At 30.9% G+C, this 17279-nt stretch carries 15 protein-coding genes, 1 riboswitch and 1 other annotated feature; of the genes, 14 read left to right on the top strand and 1 reads right to left on the bottom strand.

All coding sequences use genetic code 11. From position 1 onward, the window contains the following. Position 1: 1 nt before the first annotated feature. The 14 genes from KQI86_RS02400 to KQI86_RS02335 all read left to right on the top strand — a co-directional run bounded on the left by KQI86_RS02400 (position 2) and on the right by KQI86_RS02335 (position 15631). A complete protein-coding gene (locus tag KQI86_RS02400) occupies positions 2-274 on the top strand; it encodes a EutN/CcmL family microcompartment protein (protein WP_216437560.1) in 273 nt (90 codons plus the stop codon). Beyond that, positions 267-812: a BMC domain-containing protein gene (locus KQI86_RS02395; RefSeq protein WP_216437559.1), complete on the top strand. Its 546-nt coding sequence runs from the start codon at positions 267-269 to the stop codon at positions 810-812. The genes KQI86_RS02400 and KQI86_RS02395 overlap by 8 nt, the downstream gene beginning before the upstream one ends. Positions 813-830: 18 nt before the next feature. Then, positions 831-1958: an ethanolamine utilization protein EutH gene (eutH, locus tag KQI86_RS02390; protein ID WP_216437558.1), complete on the top strand. Its 1128-nt coding sequence runs from the start codon at positions 831-833 to the stop codon at positions 1956-1958. Then, the gene (locus KQI86_RS02385; RefSeq protein ID WP_216437557.1) at positions 1930-2394 is read left to right on the top strand and encodes a cupin domain-containing protein; all 465 of its coding nucleotides are present in this window, start codon (positions 1930-1932) and stop codon (positions 2392-2394) included. The genes eutH and KQI86_RS02385 overlap by 29 nt, the downstream gene beginning before the upstream one ends. Positions 2395-2611: 217 nt before the next feature. Beyond that, complete coding sequence (locus tag KQI86_RS02380) at positions 2612-4801, top strand: bifunctional diguanylate cyclase/phosphodiesterase (RefSeq protein WP_216437556.1); 2190 nt, start codon at positions 2612-2614, stop codon at positions 4799-4801. 57 nt (positions 4802-4858) lie between these two features. After that, positions 4859-4960: riboswitch (SAM riboswitch) on the top strand. A 145-nt stretch (positions 4961-5105) separates the two neighbouring features. Further along, entirely contained in the window at positions 5106-5981 is an 876-nt protein-coding gene (metF, locus tag KQI86_RS02375; protein WP_216437555.1) for a methylenetetrahydrofolate reductase [NAD(P)H], read from the top strand. Between the two features lie 23 nt (positions 5982-6004). Further along, entirely contained in the window at positions 6005-6463 is a 459-nt protein-coding gene (locus KQI86_RS02370) for an S-ribosylhomocysteine lyase (protein WP_216437554.1), read from the top strand. Beyond that, the gene (locus tag KQI86_RS02365; protein ID WP_216437553.1) at positions 6463-7143 is read left to right on the top strand and encodes a vitamin B12 dependent-methionine synthase activation domain-containing protein; all 681 of its coding nucleotides are present in this window, start codon (positions 6463-6465) and stop codon (positions 7141-7143) included. The genes KQI86_RS02370 and KQI86_RS02365 overlap by 1 nt, the downstream gene beginning before the upstream one ends. Next, positions 7133-9499 (top strand): homocysteine S-methyltransferase family protein, encoded by a 2367-nt coding sequence (locus KQI86_RS02360; protein WP_216437552.1) that lies wholly within the window; start codon positions 7133-7135, stop codon positions 9497-9499. Before KQI86_RS02365 ends, KQI86_RS02360 begins: the two co-directional genes overlap by 11 nt. 1203 nt (positions 9500-10702) lie before the next feature. Further along, positions 10703-10943: a binding site (T-box leader), on the top strand. Between the two features lie 150 nt (positions 10944-11093). Then, positions 11094-12266, top strand: a complete 1173-nt coding sequence (locus KQI86_RS02355) for an ABC transporter substrate-binding protein (protein ID WP_216437551.1) — start codon at positions 11094-11096, stop codon at positions 12264-12266. 66 nt (positions 12267-12332) lie between these two features. Then, positions 12333-13217, top strand: a complete 885-nt coding sequence (locus tag KQI86_RS02350; protein WP_216437550.1) for a branched-chain amino acid ABC transporter permease — start codon at positions 12333-12335, stop codon at positions 13215-13217. Between the two features lie 11 nt (positions 13218-13228). Beyond that, on the top strand, positions 13229-14182 hold the full coding sequence (locus tag KQI86_RS02345) for a branched-chain amino acid ABC transporter permease (RefSeq protein WP_216437549.1): 954 nt from the start codon (positions 13229-13231) through the stop codon (positions 14180-14182). Then, positions 14163-14933, top strand: coding sequence for an ABC transporter ATP-binding protein (locus KQI86_RS02340; RefSeq protein ID WP_216437548.1), 771 nt, complete (start codon positions 14163-14165; stop codon positions 14931-14933). The genes KQI86_RS02345 and KQI86_RS02340 overlap by 20 nt, the downstream gene beginning before the upstream one ends. After that, positions 14927-15631, top strand: coding sequence for an ABC transporter ATP-binding protein (locus tag KQI86_RS02335; RefSeq protein WP_216437547.1), 705 nt, complete (start codon positions 14927-14929; stop codon positions 15629-15631). Before KQI86_RS02340 ends, KQI86_RS02335 begins: the two co-directional genes overlap by 7 nt. Positions 15632-15809: 178 nt before the next feature. On the opposite strand, the gene KQI86_RS02330 is transcribed toward KQI86_RS02335, so the two are convergent. Next, positions 15810-17228, bottom strand: a complete 1419-nt coding sequence (locus KQI86_RS02330; protein ID WP_281417213.1) for an MATE family efflux transporter — start codon at positions 17226-17228, stop codon at positions 15810-15812. Positions 17229-17279: the final 51 nt, after the last annotated feature.

Genomic DNA, 17279 nt, shown 5'->3' with positions numbered 1-17279 from the left:
CATGATAATAGGAAGAGTGGTTGGTAACCTTTGGGCTACTAAAAAAGATGAAAAATTAAATGGGCAGAAATTCCTAATAGTTAAACTCTTAATAAATAAACATAAAGAAAAAGATGAACTTTTTGTAGCAGTAGATAATGTAGGAGCAGGGACTGGAGATTTAGTTCTCATTACTAGAGGCGGATCTGCAAGAGTTTCATTAGAATCAAAGGATGTACCAGTAGATTCTGTTATTATTGGTATTGTAGATTCTATAGAGGTGGAAGATGAATAAAAGTATAGGAGCCATAGAGTTTAGAAGTATTAGCAAAGGTATAGAGGTATCGGATCTCATGGTTAAGAGAGCTACAGTAGATGTAGCTTTCTTTAGAACCATTTGTGTAGGTAAGTTTTTAGTAGTACTTAGTGGAAATGAAGGAGAAATTGAAGAAGCAGTAACTTGTGGAGTTGATGCTGCTGGAGAGTATATAGTAGATAATTTCATTATAAATGCAGTGCACCCAAGTATTATTGAAGGCTTGAAGAGCAAATACATAAAAGAAAAATTTAATGCAATAGGTATAGTTGAGACTGTAAATGTTTGTAGTGGTATGAAAGCCTTAAACAAGATATTGAAGTCTTCAAATGTCCAGTTAGCCAAATTACAGATTGCAAATACCTTAGGTGGAAAATTAGTTTTCATAATTTCTGGAGCAGTTAGCGATGTAGAAGATTCCATTAGAAAAGCTAGAGGAGAAATAGAAGAAAAGAAAATAATACAAACTTCTGTAATTCCTTCACCAGACGAACTTATATTATCTAATTTGTTTTAATTGAAAGGAGATTGAAGAATGGGTATTAATGAAATTATCATTTACGCAATGGTTGTTTTTATGGTTTTAGGTGCTATAGATAAATGCCTTGATAATAAATTTGGTTTAGGAGCCGCCTTTGAAGAAGGTTTTATGGCAATGGGATCATTAACATTAGCTATGGTAGGAGTTATTTGTTTAGCACCAGTACTAGCAAATATTCTAAAGCCAATTGTAGTTCCAATATATAGTGCCTTAGGTGCTGACCCAGCTATGTTTGCTACAACGCTTCTTGCTTGCGATATGGGAGGATTTTCATTGGCAGTTCAACTTGCTCAAACTCCAGAAGCAGGTTTATTTGCAGGAGCAATCTTAGGAGCTATGATGGGACCTACAATAGTATTTACTATTCCAGTAGCTCTTGGAATAATTGAAAAAGAAGATCATAGATTTTTAGCAACAGGAGTATTAGCAGGAATAATTACAATTCCTATTGGAGCATTAGTGGGAGGATTAGTTGCTGGTTTTCCAATAATGATGATATTAAAAAATTTAGTGCCAATTATACTATTTGCAGTACTAATAGCCCTAGGATTATGGAAAATACCTGAAAAGATGATAAAAGGATTTACTTATTTTGGAAGATTTATAATTATAGTAATCACAATAGGTTTAGCAGCTGCTGTAGTTGAAAAGCTTACTGGAATAGTTATAATACCAGGAATGGCACCAATTTCAGAAGGGATTGCAGTAGTTGGAGATATAGCTGTAGTACTGGCAGGAGCTTTCCCAATGGTTTACATAATAACTAAAGTATTCAATAAGCCGCTTTTAGCTTTAGGTAAAGTTTTAGGAATGAATGATATTTCAGCAGCTGGTTTAGTAGCTAGTTTAGCAAACAATATTCCAATGTTTGGAATGATGAAAAATATGGATGACAGAGGGAAAATTATTAACGTTGCTTTTGCTGTATCTGGAGCATTCGTATTTGGAGATCACTTAGGTTTTGTTGCAGGGGTTGCAAAAAATATGATTTTTCCTATGATAGTTGGTAAGCTTGTTGGTGGTGTTGCTGCTGTATTTGTAGCTATGATTATAGCAAATAAGGTTTTAGATAAAACGAAGGGAGGAGAAGCAAATGGAAAACATGAATCCACAAATGCTTGAAGAATTAATTAGAAAGATAATTGAAGAAAAACTAGGTAGTAAAGATGAAGTAGATTTTCAAAGGCATAAAGACATTAGTGGAATTACCTCAATAAAACTTCCTACAGTAAAGGTTACTGAAGAAAATAGATTAGACACAGGTAACCCTAAGGATGTAGTTTATACAAAGGACTTATTTACATTAGAAGAAAGTCCAAGATTAGGTTGTGGCATGATGGAGATGAGAGAAACTACCTTTGATTGGACTCTCAACTATGATGAAATAGATTATATTATTGAAGGGCATTTGGATATAATAATAGATGGAAGAAAGATATCTGCTGATGCAGGAGAGATTATATTAATTCCTAAAGGAAGTAAAATACAATTCTCAGTTCCAAACTATGCCAGATTTATATATGTAACATATCCAGCAGATTGGGCATCACAGAAATAGAAAATAGAAGCACTTTAATTCATTTAAGTGAATTAAAGTGCTTTTTATATTTCGGTAAAAAATCGATAAATGTAATTATTGCAAAAATATTGTATAGAAATGTTAATTTGTATATAATTAAGATGATTAGCTATATATGAATATTTTTTGTATTATTTGGTAATGTAAGATAATCATAATTTCTCTTAATTTTATTTTTAAGGAGATATTAAATATCATGAAGATAGAAGAAGGGTTTGAGAGATTTAGAAACATAATAATATTTCAGCTACTCATATTCTTGATTTTTATATGTTTTTTTCAATTTAAATATTATAACCATAGAATGGAGAAATATAAAGAAAATTTAAGCTTAATTGCAAAAGATCTGTCCCATAAACTTGAAGATGCTATAAATGTTAATATATCTATTTTAATGGCTTCAGATTATAACACGGACTTAGATGGCAATATTAGCAAAGAAAAATTTGATACACTATCAAAGTACTATTTAGATAATTTTCCAGATATTCTATATATCCAACATAAAAATGAAGAGACAATAACGGATATGGTGTATCCCTTAGAAGGTAATGAAGGTACTTTAGGAAGGTCTCTAAAGGATAGAAAAGATGTTGAGAAGTATGTAAAGGATGCCATAAATGAAAAGAAAGTAATTATAAATGATCCATATGAATTAAAATATTTAGATTATAAGACTAAAGGAATGGTAATAAGATATCCCATTTTTAATGAAAACGTATTTAATGGATTTTTTGTTTTAGTAGTGGATTTAAATAAGTTTCTTATGAAACATATACCGGAGAATATATTGAATAAATATAGTATTAGATTATTTGATGCAAAGGGTGCGGAATTTTTTACTATAGGTAATAATTATGATGATTACCATCATAATGAAAAAATTCAAATTAAAAATATGCAATGGACACTTAATATAAGTAGAAATAACAGCTATAAAAAGTACTTAATTAAAAAAGTTATAACAAATACGTTTATGAGTTTATTTTTTGCAATAATTTTATTGATAATAGAAATAAAAATATTTAATAAAAATCAAAATATAGAAGAATTAAAAAAATTACAGGAAGAGATAAGAGAAAAGGAAGAAGATATAACTCGTATGGCATACTATGATTTCTTAACAGATTTGCCTAATAAGTATTTACTTATAAAAGAATTTAATGAAAAATTTATTGATGATAACTTAAAGAATAAAAAAATTGCTATTATATTTTTAGATTTAGATGATTTTAAAAAGATAAACGATACATTAGGACATAATTATGGAGATGAATTTTTAATAGATGTAGCTAATCGATTTAAAAATTTGGCTAATGATAATATTAGTATTTCTAGAACTGCTGGGGATGAATTTTTGATAATTTTATATGATATAAGTGATACAAATCAGGTTGTTGAATTTTGTGAGGAAATAAAAAATATATTTAAAACTCCTTTTAATATAGAGGAGAGAGTTTTATATAGTTCTGCTAGCATGGGTATATCTATTTATCCTGATAATGGCAAGGAATTATATTACTTGATAAGGGCTGCTGATACTGCAATGTACAAAGGAAAAGTGATGGGTAAGAATAAATATATTTTTTTTCATCCTACCATGGAGGATGAAATAGTTAGAAAATCAGAAATAGAAAAAATGCTAAAAGAAGGGCTTAATGAAGAGGAACTCAGTATTTATTATCAGCCTCAATTAGATTTAAAATTAAACAAAATTATAGGATTGGAAGCTTTAATTAGATGGAAGAGCAAGAAGTATGGATGGATATCACCTGGAGAATTTATACCAATTGCCGAAGAAACAGATACTATTATAGAATTGGGAGATTGGGTACTAGAAAGTATATTTTATCAAGTAAAGGAATGGGCGTTAAGAGGCTATAATTTTCATAAAGTCGCTATTAATATTTCTGCTAAACAATTAGAAGAAATAGATTTTATTGAAAAAATGAAGAGTTTGGTAGATAAGACAAAAGTTTCACCTAAGAATATACAATTAGAGATAACGGAACGCATACTTATGAGCAATGTAGATCATTGTGTGAAAATATTAAATGAGTTAAAGGACTTAGGATTTACTATAGCTTTAGATGATTTTGGTACGGGATATTCTTCTTTAAGCTATTTAGCTATGTTGCCTGTTAACATATTAAAAATTGATAAATCTTTTGTAGATATAATACCTAGTAATGAAGATGGGAAAGCTGTAATAAGAGGTATAATAAAGTTAGCTCATGCAATGAATATGAAAGTTGTAGCAGAAGGAGTGGAAAGGGAGGAACAGGTATCTGTTCTAAAGGCATTAAATTGTAACTTAGTCCAGGGGTATTATTTTAGCAAGCCTGTAACAAAGGATCAGATTGAAATAATGATTAGTAATAATTAACTAAATAATTTATTTACATTTCTAAAAATTTATAATATAATTAGAATAATTTAATAGAACTTATCAAGAGTGGTGGAGGGACTGGCCCTATGAAACCCGGCAACCGTATGGAAATCATACAAGGTGCTAAATCCTGCAGCGTAAGCTGGAAGATAAGGGTGTTCGAAATTTATAGCCTAAAGGAATACCTTTAGGCTATTTTATTTATTTCTAATTATTAATGAACTACAAAATATCAAAGGATGCTTATGGTCCATGCCAAAAGTTATGCAATACATTAGGTGATTAAAGGAGGTCAATGTTAATGAAGATTATAGATAGTTTTAATAATAAGAAAGTGATTTTTTCATTTGAAATTTTTCCGCCAAAGGGGGATACCCCAATAGAAAAAATATATGATACACTAGAAGAAATAAGTAGTTTAGGTGGGGATTACATAAGTGTCACTTATGGTGCAGGAGGAAGTGTTAGGGATAATAAAACTGTTGAGGTTTCTTCACTAATAAAAAATAAATATGGTGTTGAATCTCTTTCACATCTTACTTGTATAAATTCAACCAAAGATAATTTAGATGAAATAATTAATAAGCTAAATGAAAATAATGTAAGAAACATACTAGCTTTAAGGGGAGATATTCCTGAAAGCGGAGAAACGAAAGGAGACTTTAAATACGCTTATGAGTTAATAGGTTATCTTAAAGAAAAAGTAGATTTTGGTATAGCAGCAGCTTGTTATCCAGAAGGACATTTTCAATGTGAAAATCTACATGATGATATAATAAGATTAAAAGAAAAAGTAGATTGTGGAGTAGATTATTTAATAACGCAGTTGTTTTTAGATAACAATATTTTTTATAATTATTTAGACAGAATTACTAAAGCAAGAATTAATGTGCCGATTGAAGCGGGAATTATGCCTGTAATAAATAAAAGACAAATTCAAACTATTAGTAAATTGTGTGGAGCTACTATACCAGAAAAGTTTATAAAAATAATTAGTAAATATGAACATAGTAAAGAAGCTTTAAGAGATGCTGGTATAGCTTATGCAGTAGAGCAAATAGTAGATTTACTCTCTAGTGGAGTTAGAGGAATACATCTTTATACCATGAATAATCCATATGTGGCAAAGAAAATTTTAGAAAATGTAAATTCTATAATAAAATCTATAAATGAATAAAGCAAAACTTAGGAGGAAATATTATGAAAAAAGTTGAAAGTTTCCAATTAGATCATAGAAAAGTTGTAGCACCTTATGTAAGGAAATGCACTGTATTAAATGGAGAAAAAGGTGACTCTGTAACAAAATTTGACCTAAGATTCACTCAACCAAACAAAGAAGATATGCCAACAGGAGCCATCCATGCATTAGAACATTTACTTGCTGGATATTTAAGAGAAGATTTAGAAGGGATAATAGACTTATCACCAATGGGCTGTAGAACAGGGTTTTATTTAACTTTGTGGGGAGATAGGGAAGCTTTAGAAATAAAAAAAGCTTTAGAAGAATCTTTGAAGAAGATTATAGTGGCAGAAGAAGTTCCAGCGGCTAATGATTTACAGTGTGGAAACTATAGGGATTTATCCTTATTTGGAGCTAAAGAATACGCAAAGTATGTATTAAAAAAAGGATTTAACTTAAATATATATGGTGATAATTAATGATTGACTATGATTTTATAGGTGATGAAAAAGAAATATTAAGGTATTTAGGAGCTGGAAATAATAGTGGAGAAGATATTAAGAAGGAATTATATAAGATAAGAGAAGAATTAAAAGACATAGTAAGATTTAGATTTATATACGATATATTTGATATAGAAATTAAAGAAGATGGAGTATTATTAAAGGACTGCGGAACTATATTAAAGGGAGAAGATATAAAATCCCATTTAAAGGAATCAAATAAGTGCGTAATAATGGGGGCTACTTTAGGGGTAGAGGTAGATAAAAAAATAAATTATTATCAAAAAGTTGATATGTTTAAGGCTTTGATAATGAATGCAGTGGCTACTGCTTTTATTGAAGAAGGATGCGGCTTTATAGAAAAGCTGATAAAAAAAGAATATTGCTCCCAAAGTGGGGACATTACTTGGAGGTATAGTCCAGGATATGGGGATTTAGGGCTGGATATACAAAAAGACTTATTAAATCTAATAGATGCATTTAAAAACATTGGTATTTCCTCTTCTGAGGGTAATATGTTAACACCGAAAAAGTCTGTAACAGCCATAATAGGAATAATACAAAAGGGGACAAAAATTAAAAAAAGAGATTGTCAAAGCTGTTCTAGCTATGGCAATTGTCCTTATAGAAGGATTGGTGAGAGTTGTGAAGGTTAAAGAAATGCTAGGGAAAAAGCTTTTAATATTTGATGGAGCTATGGGGACTATGCTCCAAAAAAGTGATCTTAAGAGGGGAGAAATTCCTGAAATTTTAAATATTGAAAAAAAAGATACCATTATAGATATACACAAGAAATATATTTATGCAGGGGCAGATATTATAACTACTAACACCTTTGGATGTAATGAGAAAAAACTTAAAGATGCTAAATATTCTATTGAAGAGATAATAAAAGCTGCTGTAGATAATGGAAAGGAAGCCATAGGAGATAGTGAAGTTTTATTAGCTTTAGATATTGGACCAATAGGTGAACTTTTAGAGCCCATGGGTACTTTAAGCTTTGAAGAATCCTACAATATATTTAAAAATCAAATTATTGCTGGAGTAAAATACGGAGTAGACTTAATTCTTATAGAAACCATGTCAGATCTTCATGAAGCCAAGGCAGCCATACTTGCAGCTAAGGAAAACTCCAATCTTCCAGTTTTCTGTACTATGACCTTTGAAAAGGATAGAAGAACCTTTACAGGTTGCACCATTTCTTCCATGGTTATGACATTAGAAGGGCTTGGAGTAGATGCTTTAGGTGTAAATTGTTCTCTTGGGCCAATTGAGCTTCAAGCTATAGTAGAAGAAATATTAAAATATTCTAATATACCTGTAATGATACAGCCTAATGCAGGGCTCCCTGTAGTACAATGTGGTAAGACCTTATATAAAATTACTCCAAAAGAGTTTTGTAGAGCTGCAGAATCTATGGTAGAAAAAGGAGTAAGTATAGTAGGTGGTTGCTGTGGTACTGATGATACTTTTATAGAAGAATTGTCAAAGCTTCTTAGAGGTAAAGAGGTAAATAAGAGAGAGGTACAATCATTTTCAGGTATATGCACTCCTTCAAAGTCTGTTTTCATAGATGGCGTTAAAATTATAGGAGAAAAAATAAACCCCACAGGAAAAAAACTATTAAAAGAAGCTCTAAAAAAGGGTGACATGGACTATGTTTTAAAAGAAGGGATAAGTCAGATAGAGGACGGGGCAGATATCTTAGACATTAACGTAGGTCTCCCAGAAATAAATGGCGAAGAGATGATGGTTAAGGTTATAAAAGAAATACAAAGCGTAACAGATGTTCCACTTCAAATAGACTCTAGCGACCCTAAGGTAATAGAAAAGGGGCTTAGAATATATAATGGAAAGCCTATAGTGAATTCAGTGAATGGTGAAGAGAAATCCTTAACTAAAGTATTGCCGCTAGTAAAAAAATATGGTGCCATGGTAGTTGGATTAACCTTTGATGAAAAAGGAATACCAAAAACTGCGGATGAAAGATTTAAAGTTGCAGAGAAAATTGTTAATAGAGCTTTAGAATATGGTATAAAAAAGGAAGATATAATTATTGATTGTCTAACCCTAACTGCATCAGCTCAACAAAAGGAAGTGCTAGAAACATTAAAGGCATTAACAATGGTAAAAGAAAAACTAGGGGTAAAAACTACATTAGGAGTTTCTAATGTATCCTTTGGATTGCCTAATAGAGAGCTTTTAAATAGGAGTTTTTTAAATATGGCTCTTTATGCAGGATTGGATTTACCAATAATAAATCCAAATAAAGAAGATATGATTGATTCTATAAATGCTTTTAAAGTGTTAAATAATGAGGATGTTAACGGAGAAAAATATATAAGTAATTACTCTGAAATAGTAAGTGAAACTAAAAATATTAAAAAGGTAGAAAAAAATTTAAAAGACATTATAGTAAATGGTATTAAAGATGAAGCTTATTCTGTTACAAAAAAATTACTTGATGAAAAGGAAGAATTAGAGATAGTAGAAAGTTTTTTAATACCAGCTTTAGATATAGTAGGAGAAAAATATGAAAAGGGAGAGATATTTTTACCTCAGCTTATTCAATCAGCAGAAACTGTAAAAAAAGCCTTTCAGGCTATAAAGGAAAAAATTATTCTTGAAGACAAAAATGAAATAAGTAAAGGTACAATTTTGCTTGCTACGGTAAAAGGTGATGTACATGATATAGGTAAAAATATAGTTAAAACTCTTTTAGAGAACTATGGCTTCAATATCATTGACTTAGGAAAAGATGTGGATAAAGAAGAAATTTTAGAAGTTGTATTAAAAAATGATATTAAATTAGTTGGTTTAAGTGCACTTATGACTACTACAGTAAAAAGCATGGAGGAGACAATTAGACATTTAAAAGAGAATGATGCTAACTGCAAGGTTATGGTGGGTGGAGCTGTGTTAAACGAAGAATATGCTAATATGATAAATGCTGACTTCTATGCTAAGAATGCAAAAGAAGGGGTTAATATTGCTAGGAAGTTTTTTGATTAAAAATCTTAGAAGTTCTTATTAAAGCGAGACATCATAAGAAGCATTATGTAACATTTTTATTTGTCGTATATATAAATTATGTTCACATTTATAAATTTCTACAAAAATAAATGGGTATTCCAAATTAGGAACTGAGGTACATAGTGACGTCGCTTCAAAAAAAGGCGCTCCTCCAACTATGCACCTCAGTTCCTTTATGTTTTACAAATATATTTTCAAATTAGTCTCTCAAACATTGATTTTTAAAATTTCATTATCTAAAACTTAAAAATGCTATGTAATGTGGACTATGCGTTTGAGCAAAATTTAGAAATTCTTGATTTATTTTAAAAAGATGCCGTTAAGATGCTGCACATGTTTGACCGAAGGGAGTTTGTCAGCATTAGGGAGCTTTATTTTATAAAATAAATTTTAGAAGTTCTTATTGAAGCGAGACAGCATAAGAAGCATTATATAACATTTTTATTTGTCGTATCCCTAAATTGTTCTCACATTTATATTTTACAGATTTTTATTGATTAAAATACATACTAAATATCTAATCAAGTAAAAAACTTTTAAAAAATATTAGCTTTTTATAAATTTACCTAAAATTTATGATAGATAAGTTTCATTTTAGCAAATCTAGCATTTCCAATGCATAGAACGTACACAACTTCAAGAACATCACAAAACTATGGGGAGATTAATAGTGAAAACATTACATAAATTTGACTTGATAAGGAAATATGCAAGAAAAATTTCGTCAAAAACAAATGTATTCTCAATAAGAACATATGATTTTATATAATTCAACTTTCATTTTCGTAAATTAATAAATACACTTTAATTAGATTTTATGAAGTAAATTTATCAAAATGATCAGATGTAATCAATTTCAATAGATAATTAACTCAAATTCTATTTAAATTTGAAAGTTATGAGGAAATTTAACATTCGCCAGTGAAAAAACTGCAACAAGCGAAGAAGGAAAACTTGCAAAAATCCGGATTGAAGAAAGTTTTTGTTTAATTATTTATGTATATAGATGCAATTAACAGTTCAATAATTATAATAATAGAACATTAAAAAAGTCTGTTGACCTTTATATTTCAGTGTGCTACAGTGTATATAATAATTTTTGCAGTGTGAAATTATTACCAAGAAATTATATTTATGCATAGATATATAATCCATTTTAACATACACATATAATTAAAAATTTTAACAATGATGATGGAAAGAAAAATATCTGAAAATTAGTTAAAGAGAGCTGGGGATGGTGGAAGCCTAGTGCTAATAGATATATAATGCTCACTCCTGAATTGTGTGGCTGAAATAATAGTAGGTCATTACCGTTTTGCATTACGTTATAGTGCAGGGTTTACTTAAAGAACCTTAAATGAGGTTACTGTTATAAAACAGTAACGAATTAGAGTGGTACAGCGAAGAATACGCCTCTATATGTATTGTCATACATATAGAGGCTTTTTTTTATACAACAATGAAAAGGGGGCGATTCTGTTGGGGCTAGTCAGTGGTCTGGATGAAGATGATATTATAGATATTTTGATTAAGAGAAGAAAGAATTGTATAAGAAGAGAGGAGAAATATTATGAATAAAAAATTATCATTATTTATGGCGTTGTTAATGACAGCATCCTTATTTGCAGGATGTAGTGGAAGTGGAGATAAAAAAAGTGGAGATAAAGGAGATACTATAAAATTAGGATTAAATTATGAACTTTCAAATGAAGTTGCCACATATGGACAAAGCTTGGTTGCAGGAATTGAACTTGCGTTTAAAGAAATGAACGAAGCCGGTGGAGTTTTAGGAAAGAAAGTTGAACTCATAAAAGCAGATAATAAATCAGACACAGCAGAATCTGCCAATGTGGCATCTAAGCTGGCAACTAGAGATAAGGTTGTAGCAATTTTAGGACCTGCAACATCTGGTAGTGTTAAAGCGGCAATTCCTCAAGCTACACAAAACAAGGTTCCGTTAATTTCAGCTTCATCAACAGCTGATGATGTTACTGTAGATAGTAATGGGAAGGTAAGAGAATATATATTTAAGACTTGTTTTAGTGACTCTTTCCAAGGAGTAATACTTGCAAACTTTGCAGCTCAGGATCTTAAGCTTATGAATGCGGCTATTCTTATGGACACTACAAGTGACTATAGTAAAGGTCTTACTAAAAGTTTTAAAGAAACCTATACAAGCTTAGGAGGAAAGATTGTAACAGAACAGGCTTATCAGAGTAAAGATAAGGATTTTAAAGCAGTTTTAACAAATATTAAAAACTCAAATCCAGATTTATTATATTTACCAGGATATTATGAAGAAGTAGGACTAATTGTTAAACAGGCAAGAGAATTAGGATTAAATGTTCCGATTCTTGGTGGAGACGGATACGATTCTCCAAAGTTATTAGAACTTGCAGGAAAAGAAGCTTTAAATAAAGTTTATTATACAAATCACTATTCATCAAAAGATACTAGTGAAGAAGTTGTAAAATTTAAAGATGCTTTTAAAAAGGAATACAACAAAGAACCAGATGCTTTTAATGCTTTAGGATATGATCTTGCCTATTTTGTAGCCGATGGATTAAAGAGAGCTGGAGAAGCAGATAAAGAAAAATTAAAAGATGCACTTGCATCAACAAAAGATTTCAAAGGAATAACTGGTTCCTTCTCCATTGATAGTAACCACAACCCAGTAAAATCTATAACAATATTAGAAGTAAAGGATGGGGAACCAACTTTCTTAAAGAAGCAAGAACCATAAAATTTAGTATAAAGAGGGGATGTTTCCCCTCCTACCCCTTCAATTTTAAGAAAAGGAAGTGATTCAATGGAGAAGTTTTTGCAGCAGTTAATTAATGGAGTTTCCCTTGGAAGTATATATGGGCTTATTGCACTAGGATATACTATGGTTTATGGAATTATAAATCTAATAAATTTTGCTCATGGTGATGTATACATGTTAGGAGCTTATGTAGGATTTGCAATGACATCAATTTTTCATATGAGCTTTATACCGGCACTTCTTATATCTATGTTAGCATGTTCCTTAATTGGAGTTATTATAGAAAAAGTAGCTTATAAACCTATTAGAAATTCTACAAGGATAGCTGCTCTTATAACAGCCATAAGTGTATCGTTATTTTTACAATACGGAACAATGTATTTTGTATCAGCGGAAACAAGAACTTTCCCAGAAGTTTTAAAAGGAAAACAAATAAGCTTATTTAGTGGGAAAGTATTATTGAATACCAAAGATGTCTATATAGTAGTAATAACAGTTTTACTAATGATATTACTTCAATATATCATTCATAAGACTAAAGTAGGTAAAGCTATGAGGGCTGTATCTCACGATAGAGAAGCAGCACAACTTATGGGAATAAATGTGGACAACACAATATCATATACTTTTGCAATTGGTTCAGCTCTTGCAGGGGCCGCAGGAGTTTTAGTTGGAGTATATTACAATTCAATAGATCCTCTAATGGGTATGTTACCGGGACTCAAAGCCTTTGTAGCAGCAGTTATAGGAGGAATCGGCGTCATCCCTGGTGCAATGTTTGGCGGAATGTTTTTAGGATTGACAGAAACAATGGTCAGTGCCTATGGAAATTCACTATATAAGGATGCAGTTGCATTTGCCATATTAATTATAGTTTTAATAATAAAACCTAATGGGCTTTTAGGTAAAAATGTAAAGGAAAAGGTATAGGGGGGGATACTTTGAATTGGTTTAGTAAAAAAAATATAATAAGTTTTATTTCAATAATTGCACTATATGTATTATCTCAAGGACTTATAAGTGCTGGAGTTATAGATTCATATATATTATTAAACTTAGTGCTAATTGGAATTAATATTATACTTGCTGTTAGCTTAAACTTAATAACAGGATACACGGGGCAATTTTCATTAGGACATGCAGCTTTTATGGCTGTTGGAGCCTATGTATCAGCAATTATGACCACAAAACTAAATTATCCATTTTTTATCTCAGTAATTATAGCTGCAATATGTGCAGCCTTCGCAGGCCTATTGATAGGAATACCTACATTAAGGTTAAAAGGAGATTACCTTGCTATAGCTACCTTAGGCTTTAGTGAAATTGTAAGAATAATTTTACTGAACTTTGATTATGTAGGAGGAGCTAGTGGATTAAATGATATACCTCAGTATACTACCTGGACTTGGATTTATTTTGCGGTGGTAGGAACCATTGTCTTAATAAAGAACTTTATAAATTCCTATGCGGGAAGAGCTTGTATATCCATTAGAGAAGATGAAATAGCAGCAGAAGCCATGGGAATAAATACTACTTTGTACAAGGTGCTTGCTTTTGTAATAGGAGCATTCTTTGCAGGTATAGCAGGAGCTCTTTATGCAAACTACTTCTACTTCATAAAGCCAAATAATTTTGGATTTATGAAATCTGTAGATATTTTGGTTATAGTAGTTTTCGGGGGAATGGGAAGCATTGCAGGTTCTGTTGCTGGAGCCGTTGCACTTTCTATAATATCTTTATTCCTTCAAAACATTCCTGAGCTTAGAATGGTAATTTATTCGGTAATATTATTTTTAATTATGGTATATAGACCTGAAGGTCTTTTAGGAAAATATGAAGGTAAGGGAAAATTATTTAAGAAAGGAGGAAAATTAAATGGCAGTATTAACAATTGATAATTTATCAAAAAGTTTTGGGGGTATAAAAGCCGTAACTAATATTAATATGATGATTGATAAGGGGGACATTGTAGGACTCATAGGTCCAAATGGAGCGGGAAAAACTACCTTTTTCAATCTATTAACTGGTATGTATACTCCAACTAGCGGGAAGATTTGTTTTGAGGATTCACATCTTAATAACTTAAAGCCGTATAAAATAACTGATTATGGTATAGCAAGAACTTTTCAAAATATAAGATTGTTTAAAAACATGACTGTTATTGAAAATGTAACTCTAGGTTTTCATAAAAATATTAAATATGGACTTTTGGCTAGCTTTTTTAAACTTCCTTCTTTTTATAAGGAAGAAAAGAGAGTTTATAATGAGGCCTTAGAACTTTTAAAGAAATTTGGCTTAGATCACAAAAAAGATGAACTTGCTAAAAATTTACCTTATGGAGAACAAAGACGCTTAGAGATTGTAAGAGCTCTTGCTTCAAAACCAAGCCTTTTACTATTAGATGAACCAGCAGCTGGAATGAATCCAAATGAAACAAGAGAGCTTATGGAATTAATAAGATGGATAAAAAGTAATTATGAACTCACAATTATTTTAATTGAACATGATATGTCCTTAGTAATGAATATATGTAATAAACTATCTGTACTTGATTATGGAACTTTAATAGCTGAAGGGGAGCCGCAATCCGTTATAAATAATCCAAGGGTTATAGAAGCCTATCTTGGGAGGAATGCAGCATGTTAAAGCTTGATAAAATTAACGTATATTACGGGGCAATTCATGCATTAAAGGACTTATCAATAGAAGTAAAAGAAGGGGAAATAGTAACTTTGATAGGTGCCAATGGGGCTGGCAAAACATCAATGCTTAAAACAATATCAGGTATAGTAAAACCAAAAGAGGGGGCTATAAAATATATAGATAAGGATATAACAGGTAGTTCAGCGTCAGATATAGTAAAAATGGGAATAGCTCATGTTCCAGAAGGAAGAAGGATCTTCGCTAATATGTCTGTTATGGAAAATTTAGAGATGGGGGCTTTTATAAGAAAAGATAAATCAGAAATCAGAGGAGATTACGAGAAAATATTTGAAAAATTTCCAAGGTTAAAAGAAAGAAGAACTCAGATGGCAGGTACTTTAAGTGGTGGGGAACAACAAATGCTTGCTATGGGAAGAGCTTTAATGTTAAGACCTAAATTAATACTTCTTGATGAACCATCTATGGGGCTTGCACCTATTATGGTAGATGAAATATTTTCAACAATACAAGATATTAATAAGTCTGGAACAACCGTGCTTCTAGTTGAGCAAAATGCCAATATGGCATTATCAGTAGCTAATAGAGCTTATGTTATTCAAACAGGAAAGATAGCTTTAGAGGGAAAAGGCTGTGATCTTCTAAAAGATGAAAATGTAAAGAAAACCTATTTAGGAGGATAGATTAAAAAGAGCTAAGCATATAGTGAAAAAGTGCCTTTTTTTGAAGCGACGTCACTATGTACTTAGCTCTCTATTTCGGAATCTAAATTATTTTTATGGAAACTTATAAATGAAAAACTAATTTTAGATACCTGAATTATCTTTTCGATATAACTAGCTTTGTATTGTAATTTTTCTATTAAGCGCTAAGACTAATTGCTTTGTCATGATTATTAGCATACTTTAAAAATCTTTTCTTAAAGAGCATATATATTCCAAGTCCTTGGAAGGCCCATTGAGCGCCTGTAATCCACCAATTGTAGTATATATCTACTTTTAAGTATCCTATGAAATATAACATTAATGGAATCCTAATTGCCCAAGCGGCGATAAGGGCAATATAGAATGGAGTTTTGGTATCTCCAGCTCCCTTTAAAGCTCCGCCGTAAACTAAATATAAGGCCATAAAAGGCTGCTCCACAGCACCTATCATAAGACATAGAGCACCTAGTTTTATAACTTCAACTTCACTCGTACTAATGAATAATGAAACTATAAATTTAGGGAATATTAAAAACATAATGGAACAAAGTCCCATAAAAATAAGCCCTAAAATAGCGCAGGTATGAGCATATTCATTAGCTTCTTTGAAATTTTTCTCACCTATTTTATGTCCAACTAATGCGGTACAAGCTACTCCAAACCCCGTTCCGGGCATATAAGAAATGGATTCAATAGTAGTAGCTATTTGATTTGCTGCAAAAGCGGTTTCTCCTAAACCCATCACCATAAAAATTCCCCATATTCTAGCTAAGCTATAGGCTGCTTCTTGTAAAGAAGAGGGAATGGCTAGTTTAACTAGACTTTTTAATTTTATTAAGGACATATCTTTTATGTATTTAAATCTAGGTTTTATTTTAGAATATTTAAAAGTATATATAAAAATAAATAAAAAACCTATTATATGGGAGAAGGAAGTGGCTATTGCTGCGCCTTTAACTCCTAATTCAGGGAAACCTGCCTTACCAAATATCATAGCCCAATCTAGAAATATGTTTATAACATTAATGATTGCAGCAGCAATTAGTGGAGTTTTAGTGTTTTTGGTTCCTCTTAATATAGAGTTTAGAACGTTCATAATCATATTAAAAAATAAACCTATGGAAGTTATTTTTAAATATATTACTCCCATATTTAATACTTGGTTTTTAGCTCCAGCGAAAGATAAAATTTTAGGTGCAAATACAAAAGCAGAGCTAGAAATTACTAAAGATAATATAATACCTATAACAAGAGAAAGTGAAGCATATTCCTCTGCTAAATCAAACTTATTTGCCCCCAAATTTCTAGAAACTAAGGATACAGCGCCTACACAGACACCTAAAACAATAAAAATGTTTACAATTCCTGTCATTATTTCAGAACAAAGTCCTACAGTGCTTACGGCAACTTGTCCACCATATTTACCTACCATCATTGTATCAAAAACCCAAACCATCATATAAAGGAACATTTCACCTACTGCAGGGAGAGCTATGGATAGCACTTCTTTCACGGTCTTCTTATTCAATTTACACTCATCCTTTACTATAAAATTGTCATAAATTTGCGCAAACAGAACTATAATATCATATAAAATGCATATAATCTACTTAATTTCCATGTTTCC

It is taken from the genome of Clostridium mobile (genome assembly GCF_018918285.1).
Taxonomy (GTDB): Bacteria; Bacillota; Clostridia; order Clostridiales; family Clostridiaceae; genus Clostridium_AW; species Clostridium_AW mobile.
Note: the sequence above shows the minus strand (reverse complement) of the source record. Positions and strands in the feature narration are given on the sequence as shown.

What these genes read in the sequence shown, in the direction of transcription:
- KQI86_RS02365 (WP_216437553.1), top strand. Translation starts at nt 6,463, where the DNA reads ATGATTGACTATGATTTTATAGGTGATGAAAAAGAAATATTAAGGTAT.
- KQI86_RS02340 (WP_216437548.1), top strand. Translation starts at nt 14,163, where the DNA reads ATGGCAGTATTAACAATTGATAATTTATCAAAAAGTTTTGGGGGTATA.
- KQI86_RS02370 (WP_216437554.1), top strand. Translation starts at nt 6,005, where the DNA reads ATGAAAAAAGTTGAAAGTTTCCAATTAGATCATAGAAAAGTTGTAGCA.
- KQI86_RS02355 (WP_216437551.1), top strand. Translation starts at nt 11,094, where the DNA reads ATGAATAAAAAATTATCATTATTTATGGCGTTGTTAATGACAGCATCC.
- KQI86_RS02400 (WP_216437560.1), top strand. Translation starts at nt 2, where the DNA reads ATGATAATAGGAAGAGTGGTTGGTAACCTTTGGGCTACTAAAAAAGAT.
- eutH (WP_216437558.1), top strand. Translation starts at nt 831, where the DNA reads ATGGGTATTAATGAAATTATCATTTACGCAATGGTTGTTTTTATGGTT.
- KQI86_RS02335 (WP_216437547.1), top strand. Translation starts at nt 14,927, where the DNA reads ATGTTAAAGCTTGATAAAATTAACGTATATTACGGGGCAATTCATGCA.
- KQI86_RS02380 (WP_216437556.1), top strand. Translation starts at nt 2,612, where the DNA reads ATGAAGATAGAAGAAGGGTTTGAGAGATTTAGAAACATAATAATATTT.
- KQI86_RS02350 (WP_216437550.1), top strand. Translation starts at nt 12,333, where the DNA reads ATGGAGAAGTTTTTGCAGCAGTTAATTAATGGAGTTTCCCTTGGAAGT.
- KQI86_RS02385 (WP_216437557.1), top strand. Translation starts at nt 1,930, where the DNA reads ATGGAAAACATGAATCCACAAATGCTTGAAGAATTAATTAGAAAGATA.
- KQI86_RS02395 (WP_216437559.1), top strand. Translation starts at nt 267, where the DNA reads ATGAATAAAAGTATAGGAGCCATAGAGTTTAGAAGTATTAGCAAAGGT.
- metF (WP_216437555.1), top strand. Translation starts at nt 5,106, where the DNA reads ATGAAGATTATAGATAGTTTTAATAATAAGAAAGTGATTTTTTCATTT.